21 protein-coding genes are annotated in these 22,095 nt (G+C 38.3%); all 21 read right to left on the minus strand.

The window, feature by feature from the left end:
- Window positions 1-7 precede the first annotated feature (7 nt).
- Window positions 8-781, minus strand: coding sequence for a DUF3388 domain-containing protein (locus J7W16_RS12605; RefSeq protein ID WP_210597677.1), 774 nt, complete (start codon window positions 779-781; stop codon window positions 8-10).
- Window positions 782-938: 157 nt separating this feature from the next.
- A complete protein-coding gene (locus tag J7W16_RS12610) occupies window positions 939-1,190 on the minus strand; it encodes a DUF3243 domain-containing protein (RefSeq protein ID WP_210597678.1) in 252 nt (83 codons plus the stop codon).
- A gap of 76 nt (window positions 1,191-1,266) precedes the next feature.
- A complete protein-coding gene (gene ymfI / locus J7W16_RS12615; protein WP_210597679.1) occupies window positions 1,267-1,995 on the minus strand; it encodes an elongation factor P 5-aminopentanone reductase in 729 nt (242 codons plus the stop codon).
- The gene (yfmH, locus tag J7W16_RS12620; RefSeq protein ID WP_210597680.1) at window positions 1,996-3,291 is read right to left on the minus strand and encodes an EF-P 5-aminopentanol modification-associated protein YfmH; all 1,296 of its coding nucleotides are present in this window, start codon (window positions 3,289-3,291) and stop codon (window positions 1,996-1,998) included.
- Window positions 3,288-4,568: an EF-P 5-aminopentanol modification-associated protein YfmF gene (gene yfmF, locus J7W16_RS12625; RefSeq protein ID WP_210597681.1), complete on the minus strand. Its 1,281-nt coding sequence runs from the start codon at window positions 4,566-4,568 to the stop codon at window positions 3,288-3,290. Before yfmF ends, yfmH begins: the two co-directional genes overlap by 4 nt.
- A 32-nt stretch (window positions 4,569-4,600) precedes the next feature.
- A complete protein-coding gene (locus J7W16_RS12630; protein ID WP_210597682.1) occupies window positions 4,601-5,326 on the minus strand; it encodes a GntR family transcriptional regulator in 726 nt (241 codons plus the stop codon).
- Between the two features lie 24 nt (window positions 5,327-5,350).
- Entirely contained in the window at window positions 5,351-7,708 is a 2,358-nt protein-coding gene (locus J7W16_RS12635) for a DNA translocase FtsK (protein WP_210597683.1), read from the minus strand.
- A 120-nt stretch (window positions 7,709-7,828) separates the two neighbouring features.
- On the minus strand, window positions 7,829-8,050 hold the full coding sequence (locus J7W16_RS12640; protein WP_210597684.1) for a YlzJ-like family protein: 222 nt from the start codon (window positions 8,048-8,050) through the stop codon (window positions 7,829-7,831).
- Window positions 8,047-8,790, minus strand: a complete 744-nt coding sequence (locus J7W16_RS12645) for a ClpP family protease (RefSeq protein WP_210597685.1) — start codon at window positions 8,788-8,790, stop codon at window positions 8,047-8,049. Before J7W16_RS12645 ends, J7W16_RS12640 begins: the two co-directional genes overlap by 4 nt.
- A gap of 105 nt (window positions 8,791-8,895) precedes the next feature.
- Window positions 8,896-10,563: a ribonuclease J gene (locus J7W16_RS12650; protein WP_210597686.1), complete on the minus strand. Its 1,668-nt coding sequence runs from the start codon at window positions 10,561-10,563 to the stop codon at window positions 8,896-8,898.
- A 259-nt stretch (window positions 10,564-10,822) separates the two neighbouring features.
- Window positions 10,823-11,701, minus strand: coding sequence for a 4-hydroxy-tetrahydrodipicolinate synthase (dapA, locus tag J7W16_RS12655; RefSeq protein ID WP_210598029.1), 879 nt, complete (start codon window positions 11,699-11,701; stop codon window positions 10,823-10,825).
- A 14-nt stretch (window positions 11,702-11,715) separates the two neighbouring features.
- A complete protein-coding gene (gene dapG, locus J7W16_RS12660) occupies window positions 11,716-12,945 on the minus strand; it encodes an aspartate kinase (protein ID WP_210597687.1) in 1,230 nt (409 codons plus the stop codon).
- Between the two features lie 15 nt (window positions 12,946-12,960).
- Entirely contained in the window at window positions 12,961-14,004 is a 1,044-nt protein-coding gene (gene asd, locus J7W16_RS12665) for an aspartate-semialdehyde dehydrogenase (RefSeq protein ID WP_210597688.1), read from the minus strand.
- A gap of 145 nt (window positions 14,005-14,149) precedes the next feature.
- Window positions 14,150-14,743, minus strand: coding sequence for a dipicolinate synthase subunit B (locus J7W16_RS12670; protein ID WP_210597689.1), 594 nt, complete (start codon window positions 14,741-14,743; stop codon window positions 14,150-14,152).
- A gap of 18 nt (window positions 14,744-14,761) precedes the next feature.
- Complete coding sequence (dpaA, locus tag J7W16_RS12675; RefSeq protein WP_210597690.1) at window positions 14,762-15,637, minus strand: dipicolinic acid synthetase subunit A; 876 nt, start codon at window positions 15,635-15,637, stop codon at window positions 14,762-14,764.
- A gap of 181 nt (window positions 15,638-15,818) precedes the next feature.
- Window positions 15,819-16,061 carry a YlmC/YmxH family sporulation protein gene (locus tag J7W16_RS12680; protein ID WP_210597691.1) on the minus strand — a complete coding sequence of 81 codons (243 nt, stop codon included), beginning with the start codon at window positions 16,059-16,061 and terminating at the stop codon, window positions 15,819-15,821.
- 85 nt (window positions 16,062-16,146) lie between these two features.
- The gene (locus J7W16_RS12685; protein ID WP_210597692.1) at window positions 16,147-17,388 is read right to left on the minus strand and encodes a M16 family metallopeptidase; all 1,242 of its coding nucleotides are present in this window, start codon (window positions 17,386-17,388) and stop codon (window positions 16,147-16,149) included.
- On the minus strand, window positions 17,372-18,370 hold the full coding sequence (locus tag J7W16_RS12690) for a polysaccharide deacetylase family protein (protein ID WP_210597693.1): 999 nt from the start codon (window positions 18,368-18,370) through the stop codon (window positions 17,372-17,374). The genes J7W16_RS12685 and J7W16_RS12690 overlap by 17 nt, the downstream gene beginning before the upstream one ends.
- A gap of 101 nt (window positions 18,371-18,471) precedes the next feature.
- On the minus strand, window positions 18,472-20,586 hold the full coding sequence (gene pnp / locus J7W16_RS12695) for a polyribonucleotide nucleotidyltransferase (protein WP_210597694.1): 2,115 nt from the start codon (window positions 20,584-20,586) through the stop codon (window positions 18,472-18,474).
- A 169-nt stretch (window positions 20,587-20,755) separates the two neighbouring features.
- On the minus strand, window positions 20,756-21,025 hold the full coding sequence (gene rpsO, locus J7W16_RS12700; protein WP_210597695.1) for a 30S ribosomal protein S15: 270 nt from the start codon (window positions 21,023-21,025) through the stop codon (window positions 20,756-20,758).
- Between the two features lie 127 nt (window positions 21,026-21,152).
- Window positions 21,153-22,091: a bifunctional riboflavin kinase/FAD synthetase gene (gene ribF, locus J7W16_RS12705; protein ID WP_210597696.1), complete on the minus strand. Its 939-nt coding sequence runs from the start codon at window positions 22,089-22,091 to the stop codon at window positions 21,153-21,155.
- Between the last annotated feature and the right edge of the window lie 4 nt (window positions 22,092-22,095).

The following is a 22,095-nucleotide window of genomic DNA, read 5'->3' on the forward strand; positions in this document are numbered from 1 at the left end:
TACCCACTTAACTTATATCGAAAGAGGAAAAACCAGATTCCACAACATCATACGTTATTTCCTCCGAATCATCATTCCGAAGTTCAATTATACAATCGAAGTCTTCAAGTTCATATTCTGACTCTCTGACAAAAATATCAGGATGTTCAACTACTTTTACTGCTGGTAGTCTCATGATATCACGAACAAGCATCCTATGCTTCTCTGTCGATCTCATTGTTGTAACAATCCCATCAATAATAAAAATATGATCTTCACTATATTCATCTTCCGCTAACTGATTTCTAACCGTTTGCCTTAAAAGTGTTGAAGATATAAATGACCATCTCTTATTTGCACAAACACTAGCTGCAACGATCGATTCCGTTTTACCAACTCGCGGCATTCCCCGAACACCAACTAAGTAATGACCTTCACGCTTGTAAAGCTCAGCCATGAAATCAACGAGCAGACCTAGCTCATTTCTAACAAACCTGAATGTTTTTTTATCATCGGCATCCCGTTCAATATAGCGACCATGTCTAATTGCCAACCGATCACGTAGTCTTGGTTCTCGAATCTTAGTTAATGTTATATCTTCCATCGTATGTAATATTGCTTGAAAGCGCAGTACTTGATCATCATGGGTGCTTCGAATAAGCATGCCACGTCTCATGTTTTCAACACCATTAATTGTAACAATATTAATAGCTAACATACCAAGTAAAGAGGAAATATCACCAAGCAAACCCGGTCTATTTTTATGTATTTGATATTCAATATACCATTCTTTTACTGTCATCTATCTCATCCTTTACTTGAAATGGTAACACTTCACTCTCATGATAATGGATTTTCATGACAATTGAAAGAACTTTGTCGGATTTCTAAGCATATATCTAAATCTTATCTTGCTTTGCAGAAAAAACGCCGCAAGAGCGGCGTTTTGTTTCTACTATTTAGCCTTCGTTCTTAACAAGTTTCACCATCATATTAGCAATAGCATGCTGTTCTTGTTCATCAGCAACACGCCATAACTCTGCTAAGACACGTTCTTGCTCGTTTTTAGGCTCAACTTGTTGCGCCAAATATTCACCAACTTGATAAGCAACATCAGAGACAACATTTTGATCCATTCCTTCACTTTGTGCTTGATTTAAACGATCACCCAAGAAATCTTTCCATTGATCCCAATTGTCGAGTACAGACATGAAAACCCCTCCTTGATTTTGTACTTCGATCTTATTTTTCGTTTTTTCAATCAAAATATGCATCGAACTATAATTTTTAACAATACCAAGCACCGTTAATCGACAAAATTTGTCCATTTATGTATGATGCACGATCTGATTGAAGAAAGGAGACCAATTGACTGACCTCTTCTGGTTTCCCTAATCTATTTGCAGGTATTTCCGTTTTCAACTCATCAAGAATGTCATCCGTTTGTTGTCTGAGCATCTCTGTTTCGATTGCTCCTGGAGCGACGCCATTAACTTGGATATTGCTCGGTGCAATCTCTTTAGCCAATGCTTTCACAAAGCCATTTAGGCCCGCTTTAGCTGTTGAGTATAACACTTCACAAGAAGCACCCGTTACCCCCCAAATCGACGAGATCACAATTATTTTTCCTTGTTTTTGACTAAGCATTCCAGGTAGAAGGGTGCGCGTTATTTTCATTGGATTCATCAAATGGATATTCATCATTTCTTCAAGTTCCATATTTGTCATATCTGTAAATAATCCAAAATGACTTGTACCCGCATTATGTATAATTGTATTAAAAGGTAATTGCTCCGGTATACAGGCCAATAATTCTTGATCACCATTGTCAGCAAGAAGATTCGCTTTAACGAGATACACAACAGCCCCCAGTTCCTCACACTCTCTTTTAATCTTTTGTATTTGCTGTTCACCTTGATAATAATGTAAAAAAAGAGAGCAGCCTGGAGAAGCCAGCTCTGTTGCTATCGCTGAACCAATTCCTCCGGATGCCCCTGTAATTAAAATATTTTTCATCTATTCCTTATACCCCTCTGGCTTCACTTGAAAGACGGTAAAGCGTTGAAATTGAAAATGATCTTCTAAAATTTCAGTTAGATCAGCTGTAGCAATACTTTCTAACATCGGTACAACTTCGAATAGGTTCATATCATTAAACTGGTATCTAGTGAATTGATTGGCAATATATTCAGGCGAATTTAGTGATCTCATAAAAGAACCAATTTTCTTTTTTATTGCTCTGTTTACCGACTCTTCATCAAGAGGCTGGTTTTTAAACTCTTCAATCATTTCTTTTATACGTGCAGCAAATTTATCTGGATATTTTGTATCTCCACCTAAAATGGTAAAACCAAAGCCTTCTTCCGCTGAATGGTCAAACGAAAAGGAATCGTCTATTAATCCTTCTTCAAACAGTGTCTGGTAATTTAAAGAACTCTGACCAAACATCAAATCGAGCAAAATCGCTACCGATAATTCTCTTTTTAACAAGTCATTCCCTTGACGATTCGCATCTTTTTCTTTGAAGCCGACCATACATTTCGGTGTTTGAACAGACATCGTGAGTATGTCCTTTGCTTTTGCCACTTCGTCAGATTCCGATTCAAAGAAACGTTCAATTGGTTCGGGTTGAGCAAATTCTTTCTTACTTTGGTTTTCCTTTACTTGATTAATGATTTCTTCTGGATTGACTGGCCCAACAACGAAAAGCACCATGTTGTTCGGGTGATAAAAGGTTTCATAACATGTATATAATAAATCCTTCGTTATCGTAGAGATCGATTCAATCGTTCCGGCGATATCAATTTTAACCGGGTGCGTCTGAAACATATTCGCAATTAATCCAAAATAAGCACGCCAGTCAGGGTTATCGTCGTACATAGTAATTTCTTGATTAATAATCCCTTTTTCCTTTTCAACAGATTCCTCTGTAAAATAGGGATGTTGGACAAAATCGATCAGTGTCTCTAGATTTTTCTCTACGTTTGATGTACTTGAAAATAAATAAGCCGTTCGTGTAAAGCTCGTAAATGCATTAGCAGAAGCCCCTTGCTTACTGAAATCCTGAAACACATCTCCTTCTTCATCTTCAAACATTTTATGTTCTAGAAAGTGAGCGATCCCATCAGGAACTTTGACCGCTTCTTTTTGACCTAGTGGTGTAAAGTGCTGATCAACGGAACCATACTTTGTAGTAAATGTCGCATACGTTTTGTTAAACTCCGCTTTTGGGAGAACGTAGACATTTAAACCATTGTTAAGCTTTTCATGATAAAGTGTTTCTTCTACTTGGGAGAATTGAACTGGTTTCATTTGTTCTCCTCCTTCCCTGTAAGAAAGTAAATGGTGTCTAGCTTAATTTTCTTTGCAGCTTGAACGACATCTTCTTTCGAAACCGAGTCAACTAGTTTGATCCAATCTGAAAGAGTTCGATTCTTGCCACTCACTACTTGATGATATGAAAGCTCTACAAGACCTCTTGCAACATCTGATGTTTCTAAAATTTGATTTTTAATCATTGCCTTTGTCTGTTCGACTTCCGCTTCAGTGAAATCCCCTTGCTTCATCGCATCTAATTGTTCTTTGATAATTTCAACTGCTCGGTCATACTTAGAGAACTCAATCCCTGACATAACCATCATGATTCCTTTATGACTCTCAAGTCTTGAAGCAGCATAATAGGCAAGACTTTCCTTTTCACGGACATTGATAAACAATTTAGAATGTGAAAAACCGCCAAATAACCCGTTACAAATCTGCATCGCTACATAATCATCGTCACCATACGCAGTGTACGTACGGAAGCCCATATGTAGTTTTCCCTGCTTCACATCTTGTTCCTCATGAACAATTTTAACTTCTTTAATATCAGGGCTGACAGGCTTTGTGCTTTGGCTTGCTGATGTCTCCCCTATTGTAAATGCTTCCTTGACCATTGTAACGGCCTTTGCTTCATCAATGGCTCCGACAATGTACAAATCAAATGCATTTGTTTGCAGCCAAGTTTTGTAATAGTCGTGGAGATTGGTTGGAGTAATTTTCTCAACCTCTTCGACCGTACCAAATGCTGTTAGGGCAAATGGTTCTCCTTTACACATTTCTTCAGTTACCCTTACGTTTGCATACCGCATTTTATCATCATAAACAGATTGAATTCTTTGGATTAATGATCGTTTTTCATTTTCGACAACCGTTTCAGAAAACGAATCATCTTTAACAAATGGATTTAATAGCACTTCAGCCAATAGCTTCAATCCTTGTTCAAAAAGTGGAGTCGGGTCCGATAAGAATCGCTCATTTGCAACATCCATACTAAAAGTTATGACATGTTCTTCACCTTTTTTTTGAACATCTGTTGATAACGTTGCCCCGTACATCTCGTCCAAACGTTCTCTAATTTCTTTTCTGGACGGACTAGTCATTGTTCCATTTTGAAGGACATGCGGAAGTAGTGCCCTTTTCGCAACAGTTTCTGCTTCAAGTGGAGCTCTCACCATTAGGATTAACGTATTTGTTTTATATTTATCAGTCTTCATCGTATGAATAGTTAATCCGTTATGCTGTTCGATTTGTTCAGATAGTTGTTTCAAATAATCATCTCCTTTATACCATCAGGCTTAGGTTATGCTTTCACTCTTCTTCTTACTACGTGAAATTTAAATTTATCTGCTCGAAAATAATTTAATGAATACAGTAGAGGAGTTTCGTGTTGGTCATAATGCATTTGTTTTAACAAAAGCAATGAAGTCTCTGGGTCACATTCTAAAATTTCAGAAATCTTCTCGTCATAGCCTACAGGTTCTATATACGTAACGGCATATGTAATTGTCCGACCAATTTCTTCTAAAAATCGAAAAATTGATTTAGTTTCGTGAATAGAATGATTCACAAATAATTCGTTAGGGATTCGATCTAGACAGTAAACAACTGGTGCATCATCAGCTGTTCTTACTCTTTCGATCTCCATCACTTCTGTTAAATCATCCTTATTAAATTTCCGCTTATCTTCTTCAGTAGCATCCTGTACTGAAGAAGATAAGAAAATTGTACCTGGCTTCATATTCGCCTTTACGATCATATCGGTTACACTTTGCATTTCTTCAATACCCGCCGAAAATAATGGTTTCGAATGAACAAATGTTCCAACTCCATGCCTTCGAATCACAACACCATCTTCTTCTAGTAATCGTAAAGCCTCTCGTAACGTCGCTCGACTTACTCCTAATATTTTTGACAATTCAAACTCTGAAGGGAGCTTTTGGCCCTCTTCATACACTTTTTTGTCAATATCCTCCTTCATTCTATCAATGACTTGCAGGTACAACGGTCTTTGATCAGCCTTAATCATGAACAACCCCACTCCTTCTCCCACTTACGATAATGACGCCTCATCTTCTTTTGGTTTAGAGATAAGTACTTCTCTAGGTTTACTTCCTTCATATGGACCAACAATGCCTCTAACTTCCATTTCATCAATTAGTCTTGCAGCACGAGTATAACCAATTCTAAAACGCCTTTGTAGCATTGATACAGAAGCCGTATTCATCTCAAGAATAAGCTCAACGGCGGAATCATAAAGTTCATCTTCTGCTTTCTCAGTAACCGTTGGCTCCTCTGTTGGTGTCATTTCTTCCTGATACTGTGCCTTCTGTTGCGAAATGACAAATTCAACGACATCCTCCACTTCTTGATCGGAAAGATAGGCACCTTGAATTCTTGTCGGCTTGTTCGCTCCAACAGGCATGTATAACATATCACCACGCCCTAAGAGTTTTTCGGCTCCACCAGAATCGAGAATGGTTCGAGAATCAATCTGAGAAGAGACACCAAAAGCAATGCGCGAAGGAATATTCGCCTTAATTACACCTGTTATAACATCTACTGAAGGACGCTGTGTTGCGATAATCATATGAATACCAGCAGCCCTTGCCATTTGTGCAAGCCTTGCGATCGAATCTTCAACATCGCCTGATGCGACCATCATCAAGTCTGCCAGCTCATCAACAATAACGATAATATAAGGTAATGTTGGCTGCTTAGCGTCCCCCTCTTCATTTTGGCGATTTACAAGTTCATTATACCCCTCGATATTTCTTGTACCACTATGTGAAAACAGATCATAACGCCGTTCCATTTCGGCCACGACCTTTTTTAATGCTTGCGATGCTTTTTTCGGTTCTGTTACAACAGGGGTTAGTAAATGCGGGATTCCATTATAAACATTTAACTCAACCATTTTCGGATCGATCATCATCAATTTAACTTCATGGGGCTTAGCCTTTAAAAGAATACTTACAATAATGCCATTGATACAAACACTTTTCCCACTCCCTGTTGCCCCAGCAACGAGTAGATGTGGCATTTTATTTAAATGTGCGAGCACCGGTTCACCTGAAATATCACGACCTAATCCAGCTGCGAGTACATTTTTTTCATCCTTTGATTGAGGTGAATCAAGTACTTCACGCAGCGTAACAATCGCAACCTCATGGTTTGGCACCTCGATTCCAATTGCTGATTTACCGGGAATTGGAGCTTCCATTCTAATATCTTTAGCTGCTAGAGCTAGAGCTAAATCATCAGCCAAATTGACGATCTTACTTACCTTGACCCCCACACTTGGATTCACTTCGTACTTAGTGACTGCTGGACCAAGATGAACTTTAGAGACTCTTGCTTTCACACCGAAGCTTTCTAGTGTTTGTTCTAATTTTTTTGCATTGGCAGTTAATAACTTTTTTTCATTTAACTGACTTGGGTTATTAGGTAGTTTAAGAAGCTCTAAATCTGGCAACTTATATGATTTGTTTGTTTCGGCAGCCGTTACGAGCGGCTCTGTTATATCAATTTCAATTGTTTCTTCTTGACTTTCTTCTTCCTTAGATTCTGCAACCTTTTTTGAAGCTTCTTTTTTCGCTTCCTGTTTGTATGCTTTTTGAGTGAAGTCTACGATCTCAGGCTCTAATAACTCTAGCTGCTCTTCCATTTTGTTTGGACTGTCCTCGAATTTCTCTTGCAAATTCCGATCATCAGACTTCTCTTTCATAGCTTTCTTCTCTTTATAGGCTTTCTTTTCTTCTTTTAAACGCTCTTTTGTTCTTTCACGTAGTTGCTTAAATTCAGTTCCTAAGCTACTAAATGTATCAAAAACGAATGTATATGCTTTTCTAAAAATCTTACTTAACAATTCGGATAGTGATTTACCAGTTAATAAAATGACTCCGATTAGCAGGAGAATAAAACCAACGAAATATGTGCCTTCTTCAGCAAATAAAAAATGGCTGACAGCAAAGGCAAAAGCTCCAATCATTCCTCCACCTAAATCTTCAATAGGGGCTTGTCCTCTCATCTCCATCCAAAACAAACGCCAGGTATTTCTAATCACCGATTGATCTTCAAATCCATCTCTGCCACTTAATTGATGGAATAGACTGATGTGTGCAAGTAACCCCATTGCTAAAATAATGACGTAGACTCCTGCCATTTTCCTAGACCAATAGGTCGGTTTTTTACGCTTGATCATTATATATAATGCCGTAACTAAAAGCCCAATTGCGAGAACGATAAACCATTCACCTAGAAAAAAACGAAACAGTCTGACAAACGTTTCACCAACGCTACCTAATCGTGCTAATGTGACGAAGGCAATAACTAGTAAGCCGAGACCGATGAGTTCATATGTAAGTTGAGATTTCCACTCGGTTTTTCTTTTTTTCTTTCGCCTTGCCATACTGCTTTCACCCTTTACTACTAAAAATAGGAACCATACTTAAGAAGCAGCCAAAATTGGCTGCTTCGACCATGCTTGGATGAAGTTAATTATAGCATAAGACAATATACGACTAAACAACTAAAGTTGAGGTGCTGCTTGAATTATTGATCCTGGAGTATATTTGTCATCCAAATAATCCATCGCATTACTACTCATTAGTCTGACAATACGATATTGTGTCGAATTAATCTGTTCAACAATAAGATGACCTGCATCACATGAAATAACCTTTTGTGATTGAAAGGACGAATCATCCTCTGGAAAAATATATTCTTGCGGCATCATCGTATAGAGAATCATTGGATCACTTCTCCTCCATTATTCGTTTGCTTGTTTTGGTCGATTAATTCATTTAGCTTCCTAAGGGATTGTCCAATCCCACCAACTTCATTAATTAAGCCATATTCAACAGCATCTGTGCCAACAACATTCGTTCCTATATCCCTCGTAAGGTTACCCTTTGAAAACATCAATTCCTTAAATTTTTCATCTGTAATATTCGAGTGCTTTGTAACAAAATTTATCACGCGTTCCTGCATTTTGTCTAAGTATTCAAACGTTTGTGGTACCCCAATGACAAGTCCTGTTAATCGCACTGGATGAATGGTCATTGTAGCTGTCTCCGCAATGAGCGAGTAATTTGCTGCTACTGCAATTGGAACACCAATCGAATGTCCACCACCTAGAACTAATGTGACTGTTGGTTTGGACATTGATGAAATCATCTCTGAAATGGCAAGCCCTGCTTCAACATCCCCACCAACTGTATTTAAGACAAGCAAAAGACCTTCAATTTTTGGATTTTGCTCAATCGCAACTAGCTGCGGGATGATATGTTCATACTTGGTCGTTTTGTTTTGTGGAGGTAGTTGCATATGTCCTTCAATTTGCCCAACAATTGTCATACAATGAATATTTGAGCCCTCCATGTCAGGAACATTCGTTTGACCAAGTTCTTGTATCTTTTCAATGATCCCACTCTTCTGTTCCTTTTGTGGAGTTTCCGGTGCTTGAGGCTGTTCATTTAATCCGTTACCCATTTCAACCTTCCTCCTTTAATTATATCTACCTTCTAGTATGTGTACGTTTTTCCATTTCATCCAAAAAAAAGTTTCAAAAGGTCAATAAGACCTTTTGAAACTTTTTTAAACTTCCATAATAATTGGTAAGATCATTGGTCTTCTCTTTGTTTTTTCAAACAAGAAACGACTTAATCCCTCTCTTACATTGCTCTTTAGTGAAGACCATTCATTTACATTCTCGCTAACACATTTCTTTAAAATTGATTCTACAAGTTCATTGGCATCATCAAGTAGCTTCTCTGACTCACGTACATAAACAAACCCTCTAGAAATAATATTAGGTCCCGAGATAAATTCACCGGTCTTTTTATTTAACGTTACGACTACAACAAGGATACCATCTTTAGATAGTAAACGGCGGTCTCTTAGAACGATATTACCAACGTCCCCTACACCAAGGCCGTCGATAAGCACATTTCCAGATGGAACTTTTCCAGCTAATCTTGCTTGTCCGTTTGTAAATTCAACAACCTCACCTTTATCAACTAGATAGATATGTTCTAGTTTAATTCCAACGCTTACTGCTAGCGAACGGTGGGCATGCTGCATTCGGAATTCTCCATGAATAGGTACAAAAAACTTAGGCTGCATTAGATTTAACATTAGCTTCAATTCATCTTGACTACCATGTCCTGATGCATGTACTTTCGCTTGTCCATAAACAACGTCTGCACCAATACGATGTAGCTTGTCAATAATTCCTGAAACGGATTTCTCATTACCAGGAATCGCTGAAGCTGCAATAATAACGGTATCATTGACATTGATCGTAATTTGACGATGAGCACCTTTGGCCATTCTAGTTAATGCAGACATCGGCTCACCCTGACTACCTGTTGTTAAAATAGCCAAACGCTCATCACGATACTTACTAACCTCATCGATGTCAATAAATAGATCCTTTGGTGCATCTAAATAACCTAGTCTGGTTGCAATTGTAATCACACGAATCATACTCTTCCCGACAACTGCTAATTTTCGGTTCGTCTTTACTGAAGCATGAATGACTTGCTGTATTCTGTGAACATTTGATGCAAAAGTCGTTACAATAATTCGGCCTTCTGTCTTATCAAAAACATCGGCGATTCCTTGTCCAACCTCTGTTTCTGATTTAGTTGTACCAGGTCTCTCTGCATTTGTACTATCAGAAAGTAAACAGAGAACACCACGTTCACCAATTGCAGCCATCTTTCCGATTTCTGCTTGCTTGCCATCAACTGGAGTCTGGTCAAATTTAAAATCTCCAGTATGAACGACTGCACCTTGCGACGTCTCAACACAAACACCAACAGAATCAGGTATGCTGTGATTTGTTCTGAAAAACGATACCTTTGTTGATCCAATTGTTAGCTGTGAATTCGAATCAATTAATCTTAATGTTGTATGACGTAACACTCCTGCTTCTTTTAGCTTCTCTTCTACCAATCCAAGTGTAAGCTTTGTTGCATAAACTGGCACATTAATCTTCTTTAGTACATAAGACAAACCACCGATGTGATCTTCATGACCATGAGTTAGGATTATACCCCTTACACGATCTTCATTCTCTACAAGGTATGATACATCTGGAATAACAATGTCGACACCTAACATATCATCATCAGGGAACATTAAACCAGCATCAACGACAATGATGTCTTCATCTACTTCAACTACGTACATGTTTTTCCCTATTTCACCGACTCCACCTAGGGCAAATACACGTACCTTTTCTATATTTTCTTTTGTCAATGGAAGTTCCTCCTACAATTATTTCTATAAAAAAAGCGATGACCGATCGCTTAATCCTTGATTATTAATAGCTATTCTGCACTATCATCCTTGGCTCTAAAACCCGAACAAATCATGTATTCCTAGTATACCTTATTTATGAATTGAAAAACAAGACTGTCTTTCCTCTATTGCTAGTAACAAACATTAGAGGAAAAAAAAGATAAATAAAAAACACCTAGTAAAGACTTCATTGTCCTTACAGGTGTTTATTTTTGGATTAACTATTCATTATTTGATCAAGTTGGGCTGTTACCTTTTTCTTTTGTTCTTCTAACAAAGGCAATAATGGTAACCGAACACTTCCAACATCCATTACATAATGATTTAACGCATATTTAACACAGGTTGGGTTAGGTGCTAGGAACATTGACCCCATAATAGGTAATAGTCTTTGATGCGATTTGGCTGCTAGTTCAACTTCTCCATTTTTAAAGAGAGTAATCATTTTTTTCATTTCATTACCTAGAAGATGTGAGGAAACAGAAATAACTCCATCCGCTCCAATAGCTATTGCCGGTAGGGTCTTTGAATCATCACCAGTATATAATTGAAAGTCATTATCCGTAGAGGCAATAATTTTGGCCATCTGTTCTAAATCGCCACTCGCCTCTTTAATCGCCTTAATATTATTTATTTTGGATAAGGCAATAGTCGTTTCCGCTTCAATCTGTACACCCGTTCTTCCAGGAATATTATACAAAATAATCGGTAAGTGAGTCACTGATGCAATGGCTTTGAAATGCTCATACATTCCTTCTTGTGAAGGTTTGTTATAGTACGGAGCAACAAGCATAATACCGTCAACACCCACGTCAGTAGCTGCTTTCGTTAATTCAATCGATGCCTGAGTGTTATTACTTCCAGTTCCTGCAATGACAGGCACCCGTTTATTTACGTGATCCACAACTACTCGGAACAATTCTACCTTTTCAGCCTTGCTTAGTGTTGGTGATTCACCTGTTGTTCCTGCAATAACTAGCCCATCACTGCCATTGGTAATTAAATAATCAATTAATTCTTTTGTTCTCTCAACATTGATCAACCCTTCTGTATTAAAAGGAGTGACCATCGCTGTCAATATATGGCCAAATTTCATCATCACACAACTCCTCACTCTGGGTTACTTGTTGTTATATCCTGATGATTCCCTTGTTGCTCAAGATGGAACATATGGTGAAGGGCATTGACAGCTTTCTCCATATCTTGTTCTTGCACTAGTACCCAGATTGTTGTATGTGAGTCTGCTGATTGAAGAATTTGAATGTTCTGCTGAGACAAAGCACTAACGATTTTTGCTGTAACTCCAGGTACCCCTGTCATCCCAGCCCCAACAGCCGAGACTTTTGCACAATGTCGATTAACTTCTGGTTCATATCCTAGTTGTTTTAAAATACTGACTGCTCGATCTGCAACATCTTGCATGACTGTATACACAACACCACGAGGATTAATATTTATAAAATCAACACTTATCTCTTCCTTAGCCATTGCTTTAAAGACTTTCTCCTGTACATCGTATTCTCCATCTTTGGCGAGAACTTTTATTTGAGAGATACCATCTAAGTTAGCAATACCTGTTATGACACGGTCAGAAACTGCTTGCTTTGCAGAGACGACCGTTCCTTTTTGATCAGAGTATGTTGAGCGGATATGAATCGGTATCTTTGCCTGCATAGCCACTTCAACCGCTCGAGGATGGATAACCTTAGCCCCTTGATGAGCCATATTAGAAATTTCCTCATAGGTCATCAAATCTAGAGGCCTAGCATCCTGAACAATTCTTGGATCAGCAGTCATAACACCCTCAACATCGGTAAAGATATCGACCCACTCCGCCTTTAATGCGGCACCAAGTGCGGTCGCAGAGGTATCACTTCCACCTCGACCAAGCGTAGTGACATCACCCGACTCAGATAGTCCTTGAAATCCAGCTACAACAACAACGTCTGTTGTTTCTAACTGCTTTACTATAGGTTCACATTTCATATCAATGATTTTGGCGTTGCTAAAATCATTATTCGTTCTAAAACCAGCCTTCGGACCATTAAAAGCCGTTGCTGTAAGTCCTAGACTCGTTAATAAATCAGTGAAAACAACTGAAGAGATCACTTCACCGCACGAAACAAGAAGATCTTGTTCACGTGCGGTAAGACGCTCTTGGTCAATTAAACTGAGGAGCGTATCTGTTGCGTACGGCTCACCCTTACGACCCATTGCAGAGACAACAACAACTACTTTATAACCATCTTCAACAGCCTTTTTAACATGATTTGCGGCTAGTGAACGACTCTGGTGATCACGAACAGAAGTTCCACCAAATTTCTGTACAATAATTTTCATAGAGCACCTACTTTTTTACTTTAGAAGATTGAGCTTTGCTAAACTTTCAGCGATTTGCACGGAATTCCAAGCTGCACCTTTCAGTAGGTTATCAGAAACAATCCACATGTGATAGCCGTTATCGCGATCTAAATCTTTTCGAATCCGACCAACAAATACATCATTTTTGCCAACACATTCAGAAGCTAATGGATATAGTTGATTCGCTGGGTCGTCTTGAAGAGTCACACCTGGTGAGCTTTCCATTAAGGTTTTTAGTTCTTGAACGGAAGCTCCTCCTTTTTCTGTTTCAATGTAAACTGATTCAGAGTGTCCTGTCTCAACTGGTAACCTTACACAAGTAGCAGCTACTTCTAGATCTGCCATATGCATGATTTTCTTTGTTTCGTTCATCATTTTCATTTCTTCAAATGTGTATCCATTATCTTGGAATAAGTCAATTTGTGGAACGGCATTAAATGCAATTTGATAATGCTTTTTGTCTCCACCTACAGGAAGAATTTCCGGTGTGAATTCATTTCCTTCTAGAATATCCTTTGTTTGTTGCTTCATTTCTTCAATTGCTTCAAGACCTGCACCAGAAACAGCTTGATATGTTGAAACAATAACCTTTTTTAATCCATACTGTTGGCGGATCGGCTCAAGTGCCACAACCATTTGAATTGTCGAGCAGTTAGGGTTAGCAATAATCCCATTATGTTCTTTTAGGTCACTTTCATTCACTTCAGGAACAACTAATGGAACATTTGGATCCATTCTAAAAGCACTTGTGTTGTCGACAACAATTGCACCGCGTTTGACTGCTTCAGGTGCTAGTGCTTTTGATACAGATCCTCCCGCACTAAATAAGGCAATTTGCACTCCTTCAAATGATTCTGGTGTTGCTTCTTCCACTGTATATTCTTTTCCTTTAAAAGTGAGAACTTTCCCTGCAGAACGCTTAGATGATAAAAGCTTCAAGCTCGCAATAGGAAAATCTCTTTCCTCTAATGTTTTTAACATTTGTTGACCAACAGCACCTGTTGCACCAACAACCGCTACATGAAATTGCTTTGACATAATTGTATTCTCCCCTCGGTTATCACAGTTTAATAGGTAACGAATAGATGGAATGATTATAGCATATCCACGTCTGTTTCGTTTCACTTTTTTCCTCTATTAAACTTTACGGGAAATATTACAATTGTGCAATGTCGCTATTCGCCTAATCTCTGAACTTTTCGATTAGGACAGGTTGATATTGCTTACCAGCTATAGCAGACTCAACCGTATCCACTAATGCTTCCATTCTTGCTACAAGTGAGTTTGGTTTTTTTACAGGATCATCTTGCCCAAACGGGATAAAATAAATATTTTTGGTTGCCATCAACCTCATAATATTGACACCATTTAAACCTAAGGCATCGTTTGTTGAAATTCCTAGCACGACCGGATTTCCACTTCGTAATGTTGCTTTTGCACCCATAAGTACAGGAGTATCTGTCATTGCGTTTGCGAATTTGCTCGTTGTATTCCCTGTAATTGGGGCAAGCACCATGCAATCCAAGGGTGTTTTCGGTCCAAATGGTTCTGCCTTTACGATTGAATCAACGATCGGTTCTTGTGTGATTTCTTCAATTTTATTTAACCAGTATGCACTAGTTCCAAATTTTGTATCTGTTGTTCGAACATTATTCGATACAAATGGAGATACTTTTGCACCCAATTCAATAAGCTTTTCGATTTGCGGAACAACCTCTTCATACGTACAGTGAGATGCTGAAATTCCAAATCCAATATGTTTTCCTTTTAAAGACATGATAATTCCTCCTTTAACTTAGTCAGTCGATAGTAATTCAGCTAACACATCAGCTAAAATTTGACCTGCTGTTTTTGGAGCTACAATTCCAGGTAGCCCTGGTGCAAGTAAAGCTTTCATTCCACGTTTTTCTGCATAGCGAAAATCTGTCCCCCCAGGCTTTGATGCTAAATCAATAATTAAAGCATGAAGAGGCATTTCAGTTAAGACTTTCGCAGTCAGAACTAGCGCTGGAATCGTGTTAATAACTAGGTCTACATCCCGTAGTTCCTCTTTCAAATTGTCAGTATGGAAAGGTTGAAGTCCCATTTCAGTAATTCGAGCTAACTGTGGACTTTCATTTGCTCCAACCTTTACGTTTGCTCCTAAAGCACTAAAGGTTCTAGCAACAGTCATTCCGATACGACCAAGGCCAAGTACCGCTACTTTGGCATGATGTATGGTAATATCCGTATGTTGGATCGCCATCATCACCGCACCCTCAGCTGTCGGAATCGAATTATAAATAGCCACATCATCACGTTCCATTAACTTGATTAATGTTCGATCACTTTCCTTCGTGCAAGCATCTAATTCCTTGTTACTAATACCAGAATAGACTGTGCAATGAGATGGTGTTTGCGTTAGGAATTCAGGTTTTAGTTCAATTGTTTCGTTAGAGAAAATGGTATCGATCTTGCCATCAGAACTCATTCCACTCACAGGAAGTAAAATGGCATCGACCGTTTCCCACTCAACCGCATCGATCGTCTCTTTGCAAGCTCCAATAAATCCATCATTTAATTGATCAAATCCGATCATCGTAATCCTAGCATCAAGTGTTGAGAGTTTTCGAATAATCTCCAACTGCCTTGCATCGCCGCCAATAATGACTATATGTTTGTTTGTTAACATGTGCTATTTGTTCTCCTTTCTATAAGGCAACTTTTGGACGTAATCATCACAAAGCGTAAAGCAAAGGATGAACAGCAACGATTCACCCCTAGCATATGTGTAGTTTTATAAATGGGTGAATCACAGAGAACAAAAAAAAGCTAGAAGCCTCTTTTCACGAAAGAGAGACTCTAGCTTTTAGCTATTCTACATACTCAAGTTCAATAATGATCATATCTTCACCAATTTTTTTTATTTGATCCCAATGAACAGTATATTCTCTATCCTTTTTCCCAAATCCAAACCACTTCATTGTAGGAATAATAAATGCTTCAATATCCCCGGTTTCTTCGTTCACTAATAAATCTGTCTGTCCTAGTATCCCTAATCGTTCTCCTTTTTGATAATCAATGATTTCCTTACTACTTATTTCACTTAGTCTCATCCTTCCTCCCCCTTTACCTCTTCTTTTTACAAGGGTATGTAACAAAACAAAAAAAAGACCAGCCTATTTAAGGCTGATCCACTCCTTACGACTGAAGGGCTTGAGGAAGTGTACCAGTCGTATTTATTAATGATATAGATGGTTTAGACTTTAGAATCGATACAGCTAATTTATTTACGTCAGAAATTGAAACTTGATCAATTTCCTCGATAATTTCATCTAGTGTACGATGTTTTTTAAGTAATAATTCATTCTTCCCATTTCGATTCATTCGACTATTCGTGCTCTCTAAGCTCAACATTAAACTTCCCTTTAATTGTTCTTTCCCATTTGTTAGTTCCTTCTCTGTCATACCTTGATCTGCTAGTTGACTTGCCGTTCCGATAAGTGCAGAAGCTAAATCCTCAAGTTGTTGATGACCTGTGCCAGCATAGATCGTCAACATTCCACTGTCTTGATAAGAAGAATGATAAGAGAATACAGAATAACATAACCCACGCTTTTCTCGGATTTCTTGGAAAAGTCTACTACTCATACTACCACCGAGTAAATTATTCAGTAAGACAAGTGCATAAACATCCTTATCACCAATCTCAAGACCGGGATAACCTAAGCATAGGTGGGCCTGTTCGGTTTCTTTTGTTCTAATAATATGATTCGGAGTAAAAATAGGTCTTTCCGTTTCATGCTTATATGTGGTTGGTTTGACCTTTGAAAATATCTCCTTTATTTGTTCAATCACATCATCTGTAATATTACCAGCAATGGAAATAACAACATGATCACCAGTATAAAATTTGTCCATATAACCACGTAGCGAATCACCATTAAAGGTTTCTAATGTTTCCACTGTGCCGAGTATTGGATAACCTAGTGGATGTGAACCGTAGCTTGCCTCGCTCAATAGATCATGAACAATGTCATCAGGTGTGTCGTCAACCATTTTAATTTCTTCATACACTACATTTTTTTCCTTTACTAATTCTTCTTCATCAAAGATCGAATTAAAAAACATGTCAGATAAAACATCTACTGCATAGGCAGCATGATTATCTAATACTTTTGCGTAGTAGCACGTATACTCTTTAGAAGTAAAAGCATTTACTTGACCACCAATTCGGTCAAATGATTCAGCTATTTCCGCCGCTGATCTAGTTGTTGTTCCCTTAAAAAACATATGCTCTAAGAAATGGGAGATCCCATTTTCTGAGGCTGTTTCTAAACGAGAGCCCGTTCCAATCCAAACTCCAACCGCTACTGATCGAACAGATGGAATATGTTCCGCTAATATTCTTACGCCATTATCTAACTCAATTCTCTGTACCACTTGTTGTCCCCCTATTGTTGCCTGTAGTGACCGTTACACGATCTTCAGATAATAAATCAGAAACTGTCCCAATTTTATAACCCTTTTCTTTAATACCAATAATCATTTGCTCAAGACCTTCAGAAGACGGTGCGGTTGGATGCATGAGTATCATTGCTCCAGGATGTACTTTGGATAAAACACGCTCAACCATCGATGATGTGTCAGGTTTTCTCCAGTCAACCGTATCAACAGACCACATAATTGTCTTCATACCTAATTCGCTAGCACGATCTACTACAGATTGATTATAACTTCCACTAGGTGGAGCGAACCATTTTGGAGTAATTTCAACTGCCGCCTTAATAGCTGCGTTCGTTCGCGTTAACTCTTCATCAATTCGTTCCTTCGTCAATGTGTTCATATCTGGATGTGAATAAGCATGATTTCCAATTTCATGTCCTTCTTCAACGAGCATCGTTGTTAAATTAGGATTGTCTTTTACCCATGACCCGTCTAAGAAAAAGGTTGTATGTAATCCATGTTTCTTTAATGTCTTTAACATATTAGGCAAATATTCATTTCCCCATGCAACATTTATTAAAAAAGTAACCATTGGCTTTTCTTCATTACCTCTATAAATGGCTGTTGGTGGTAAATCGTCAAGATGAACTGTTGGCGCCATTTCTTTAAAAACCAAACGATCTTCATCAAATTCATTCGTTTTTTCCATCTTTTCATAAGAGGCTTCAACATCGACTTCTAATCCATTATAACCAGGCACTGCCTTCCATACTTTATCAACTCTTGCGTCTATCGCTGGTTCATTATAGGAATCTGCTTTATCCATTATTTCTTTATATAAAGAGTTATGCTCATTGAAGACAGGCTTATCCTGTTTAAGCGTTTCAATATATTTCATCGAAAAAGGATTTTGCACTGCACTAATAGAGAAAAAAACGATAAAGCCAAACGTAAAAAGATGTACAATCTTGTTTTTCATTTTGATACCCTCCTCTAGTGCGATTGTATGCACTAGATGGACAGGTTAGAACGCAAAGCAAAAGGAGACTAGGTCAACACACTCCCAGTCCCCCCACTTCCTTATTTCTGAGCTTGGCCTTCTCTTTCTTTTTGTTCTTTCAGGATAACCTTTCTAGAAAGATTTACCCTTCCTTGGTTGTCAACCTCTGTAACACGAACGAGAATTTCATCTCCAAGCTTCAGAACATCCTCGACCTTCTCGATTCTTTCCTCAGCTAATTGAGAAATGTGAACAAGACCGTCTTTGCCTTTAAATAATTCAACAAATGCACCAAACTTTTCAATACGCTTGACCTTACCCAGATAAGTTTGACCAATTTCTACTTCACGTACTAAATCTTCAATAATTGACTTGGCCTTTTCGTTCATTGCCATATCTACTGAAGCAATGTAAACTTTACCATCCTGCTCAATATCAATCTTCACACCAGTTTCTTCAATGATTTTGTTGATCATTTTTCCACTTGGACCAATTACATCACGAATCTTGTCTGGCTTAATGCTCATTGTTAAAATTTTTGGAGCATAATTAGATAATTCTTTTCTAGATTCAGCAATCGCTGATAACATATTATCTAAGATAACCATTCTGCCTCTTTTTGCTTGTCCAAGTGCTTCCTCAAGAATTTCTCTATTGATCCCTGAGATTTTAATGTCCATTTGAAGTGCAGTTACACCTTCTCTTGTTCCTGCTACTTTAAAGTCCATGTCTCCGAGAGCATCTTCCATTCCTTGAATGTCTGTTAACACTGAAACATGTTCCCCTTGCTTAACTAGGCCCATCGCAATACCAGCAACAGGTGCTTTAATTGGAACCCCAGCATCCATCATAGCAAGTGTACTTGCACAAATACTTGCCTGTGAAGTGGAACCATTTGATTCCAACACTTCAGAAACTAAGCGTACAGTATATGGAAAGTCATTCTCATTTGGAATAACAGGTTCAAGAGCACGTTCTCCTAATGCACCATGTCCAATTTCTCTACGTCCAGGTCCACGAATAGGTCCTGTTTCTCCAACACTAAATTGCGGGAAATTATAGTGATGCATAAAACGTTTAGACTCTTCAATTCCAAGACCATCTAGAATTTGTACATCCCCTAGTGCACCCAATGTACAAATGCTTAACGCCTGTGTTTGACCACGTGTGAAAAGTCCCGAACCATGTGTACGTGGCAATAGATCAACTTGAGATGATAAAGGACGAATCTCGTCAACCTTACGTCCATCTGGTCTTACTTTATCAATTGTAATTAAACGTCTAACTTCTTCTTTTACAATTTTATGTAGGACCTCACTAACGTCACCTAACTTAATCTCTTCACGCTCTTCAAATACTTCAATTGTTTTAGCCTTAACTGCATCGATTGCTTCAGCACGAGCATGCTTTTCTTGAACTTGTACAGCTGTCTTTAGTTCAGTTTCAGCCATTGAACGAATTTCATTCTCAAGATCAGCATCAACTTGTTTCAGCTTCACTTCACTTTTTTCTTTGCCGACTACTGCAACAATTTCTTCTTGAAATGCAATTAATTTCTTGATTTGGTCATGACCGAACATAATTGCCTCAAGCATAACTTCTTCAGTTACTTCATCAGCACCTGCTTCAACCATGTTAATCGCATCTTTTGTTCCTGCAACAACGAGATCGATATCACTTTTCTCAAGTTGTTCTGCTGTTGGATTAATAATAAACTCCCCGTCTAAGCGACCAATTGTAACGCCAGCGATCGGTCCATCAAAGGGAATATCAGAAACAGATAATGCAAGTGATGATCCAATCATTGCTGCCATCTCTGAAGAGGCATTTTGATCAGAACTCATAACAATACTTATCACTTGAACCTCATTACGAAATCCATCAGGGAAAAGTGGTCGAATCGGACGGTCAATCAAACGGCTTGTTAAGATTGCACGTTCACTAGGACGACCTTCTCTCTTAATAAATCCACCCGGGATTTTCCCAGCTGCATAGAGACGCTCTTCATAGTTTACTGTCAAAGGAAAAAAGTTTAAATCCTTTGGTTCTTTTGAAGCTGTCGCAGTTGAAAGTACAGCCGTATCACCATATCTAACAAGTACAGCACCATTGGCTTGCTTTGCTAATTGGCCTGTCTCAACGATTAATTCTCGTCCAGCCCAGTCCATCTTAAATTCATGTTTTGTTTGTTCCATTACGCGTACTCCTCTCGTACACAAGTATCAGTACCATTTATTATGACCTTCTTATTTAAAATTATAAACAAGAAGGAGATATAATCATTTATTAACTAACATATATTGGGTTAATTACCAATGCTATGAGATCAAGAAAAAAGCGGGAAGATTCCCGCTTTTAGCAAAATTATCGACGTAAACCAAGCTTGTCAACAAGATTACGGTAACGTGTTACATCTTTGTTACGTAGGTACGTTAACAAGTTACGACGTTGACCAACCATCTTTAAAAGACCACGACGTGAATGGTGATCCTTCTTATGAGTACGTAAATGCTCATTTAATGTGTTGATTTGCTCAGTTAGGATAGCGACTTGAACTTCTGGAGAACCAGTGTCCGTGTCGTGCGTTTTGAACTCAGCGATAAGCTCGTTCTTGCGCTCTTGTGCTAATGCCATCCTATCCACCTCCTTCTTTTTTATCTCCTATCTCCTAGCAAACGTCGGTGATTCGATTTGCCAAGAAACGGAGTGTACAATGCGTACAAAGCTTATTGTAACTTGTTATTCATTAATTTGCAAGTTACTATTTGTTGAAATGCCTTAACGCTGCATCCTTATCTGCCTTGATTTGTTCAACAAGTTCGTCTATTCCATTGAATTTCATTTCACTTCTTAGCCTAATTATCCATTCAACTTCAATTGATTGACCATATATCTCTTCATTAAAGTTAAACAAATGAACCTCAATGGTAGGTTCGGTTACAGCATCATGGAAAGTAGGTTTAAAACCAATATTACAAACTCCGTGATGCTGTTGGTTATGGATTAGAGCATTAACTGCATAAACTCCTGTGCTCGGGATGAGATAATGATCAGTTAGTGAAATATTAGCAGTTGGAAAGCCGATCGTTCTACCTCTCTTTTCTCCATCCACAACCTTTCCAGTAATCGAATATGGACGATTAAGTAACTGTGAAACCTGCTCTACTTCTCCTTTGTCGAGCAAATTGCGAATCCGGGTCGAACTGACCTTCTCATCATTCTCTTCATATTTCGTTACAGTTGTAATCTTGAGACGATCCCTGGCATGCAAAGGAAGGGTCTCCATGGTGCCCTTCCCAAGTGCCCCATATGTGAAATCATAGCCCGCAACAACATGAACAACTCCCAAAGTAATTAGATAATCATCAACAAATTGCTGTGGTGTTAACTTGGCAAATTCAAGTGAGAATTCAATCACATATAATGTTTCAATGCCAAGTTCTTCTATTTTTTTTATTTTTTCTTTTAAAGGCGTTATGTATTTCATTTGTGAATTAGAAGGCCTTAATACTTCTTTAGGATGTGGGTGAAAGGTCATTGCAGCAGCGTGATAATTGCCTTGATTTGCTAAATCTCTTGCTGTATTGAAAACAGCTTGATGACCTTTATGCACTCCGTCAAAAAAACCTAAGGCCATCACGGTTGGTTTATGCTGTAAATTATTTGTATCAATTGGATGGTGTAAATAAATGGTATCCATTAAG

Source organism: Halalkalibacter suaedae, from assembly GCF_017939705.1.
Classification (GTDB): domain Bacteria; phylum Bacillota; class Bacilli; order Bacillales; family Bacillaceae_D; genus Halalkalibacter; species Halalkalibacter suaedae.

Bases quoted from the DNA above. Each gene is read 5' to 3' on its own strand.
- yfmH (WP_210597680.1), bottom strand. From the start codon at position 3,291: ATGAAACCAGTTCAATTCTCCCAAGTAGAAGAAACACTTTATCATGAA.
- ymfI (WP_210597679.1), bottom strand. From the start codon at position 1,995: ATGAAAAATATTTTAATTACAGGGGCATCCGGAGGAATTGGTTCAGCG.
- ribF (WP_210597696.1), bottom strand. From the start codon at position 22,091: ATGGATACCATTTATTTACACCATCCAATTGATACAAATAATTTACAG.
- J7W16_RS12635 (WP_210597683.1), bottom strand. From the start codon at position 7,708: ATGGCAAGGCGAAAGAAAAAAAGAAAAACCGAGTGGAAATCTCAACTT.
- dapG (WP_210597687.1), bottom strand. From the start codon at position 12,945: ATGAAAATTATTGTACAGAAATTTGGTGGAACTTCTGTTCGTGATCAC.
- asd (WP_210597688.1), bottom strand. From the start codon at position 14,004: ATGTCAAAGCAATTTCATGTAGCGGTTGTTGGTGCAACAGGTGCTGTT.
- dpaA (WP_210597690.1), bottom strand. From the start codon at position 15,637: ATGTTAACAAACAAACATATAGTCATTATTGGCGGCGATGCAAGGCAG.
- J7W16_RS12645 (WP_210597685.1), bottom strand. From the start codon at position 8,790: ATGGGTAACGGATTAAATGAACAGCCTCAAGCACCGGAAACTCCACAA.
- J7W16_RS12605 (WP_210597677.1), bottom strand. From the start codon at position 781: ATGACAGTAAAAGAATGGTATATTGAATATCAAATACATAAAAATAGA.
- dapA (WP_210598029.1), bottom strand. From the start codon at position 11,701: ATGAAATTTGGCCATATATTGACAGCGATGGTCACTCCTTTTAATACA.
- pnp (WP_210597694.1), bottom strand. From the start codon at position 20,586: ATGGAACAAACAAAACATGAATTTAAGATGGACTGGGCTGGACGAGAA.
- J7W16_RS12630 (WP_210597682.1), bottom strand. From the start codon at position 5,326: ATGATTAAGGCTGATCAAAGACCGTTGTACCTGCAAGTCATTGATAGA.
- J7W16_RS12610 (WP_210597678.1), bottom strand. From the start codon at position 1,190: ATGTCTGTACTCGACAATTGGGATCAATGGAAAGATTTCTTGGGTGAT.
- J7W16_RS12640 (WP_210597684.1), bottom strand. From the start codon at position 8,050: ATGATTCTCTATACGATGATGCCGCAAGAATATATTTTTCCAGAGGAT.
- J7W16_RS12670 (WP_210597689.1), bottom strand. From the start codon at position 14,743: ATGTCTTTAAAAGGAAAACATATTGGATTTGGAATTTCAGCATCTCAC.
- rpsO (WP_210597695.1), bottom strand. From the start codon at position 21,025: ATGGCATTAGCACAAGAGCGCAAGAACGAGCTTATCGCTGAGTTCAAA.
- J7W16_RS12690 (WP_210597693.1), bottom strand. From the start codon at position 18,370: ATGAAAAACAAGATTGTACATCTTTTTACGTTTGGCTTTATCGTTTTT.
- J7W16_RS12680 (WP_210597691.1), bottom strand. From the start codon at position 16,061: ATGAGACTAAGTGAAATAAGTAGTAAGGAAATCATTGATTATCAAAAA.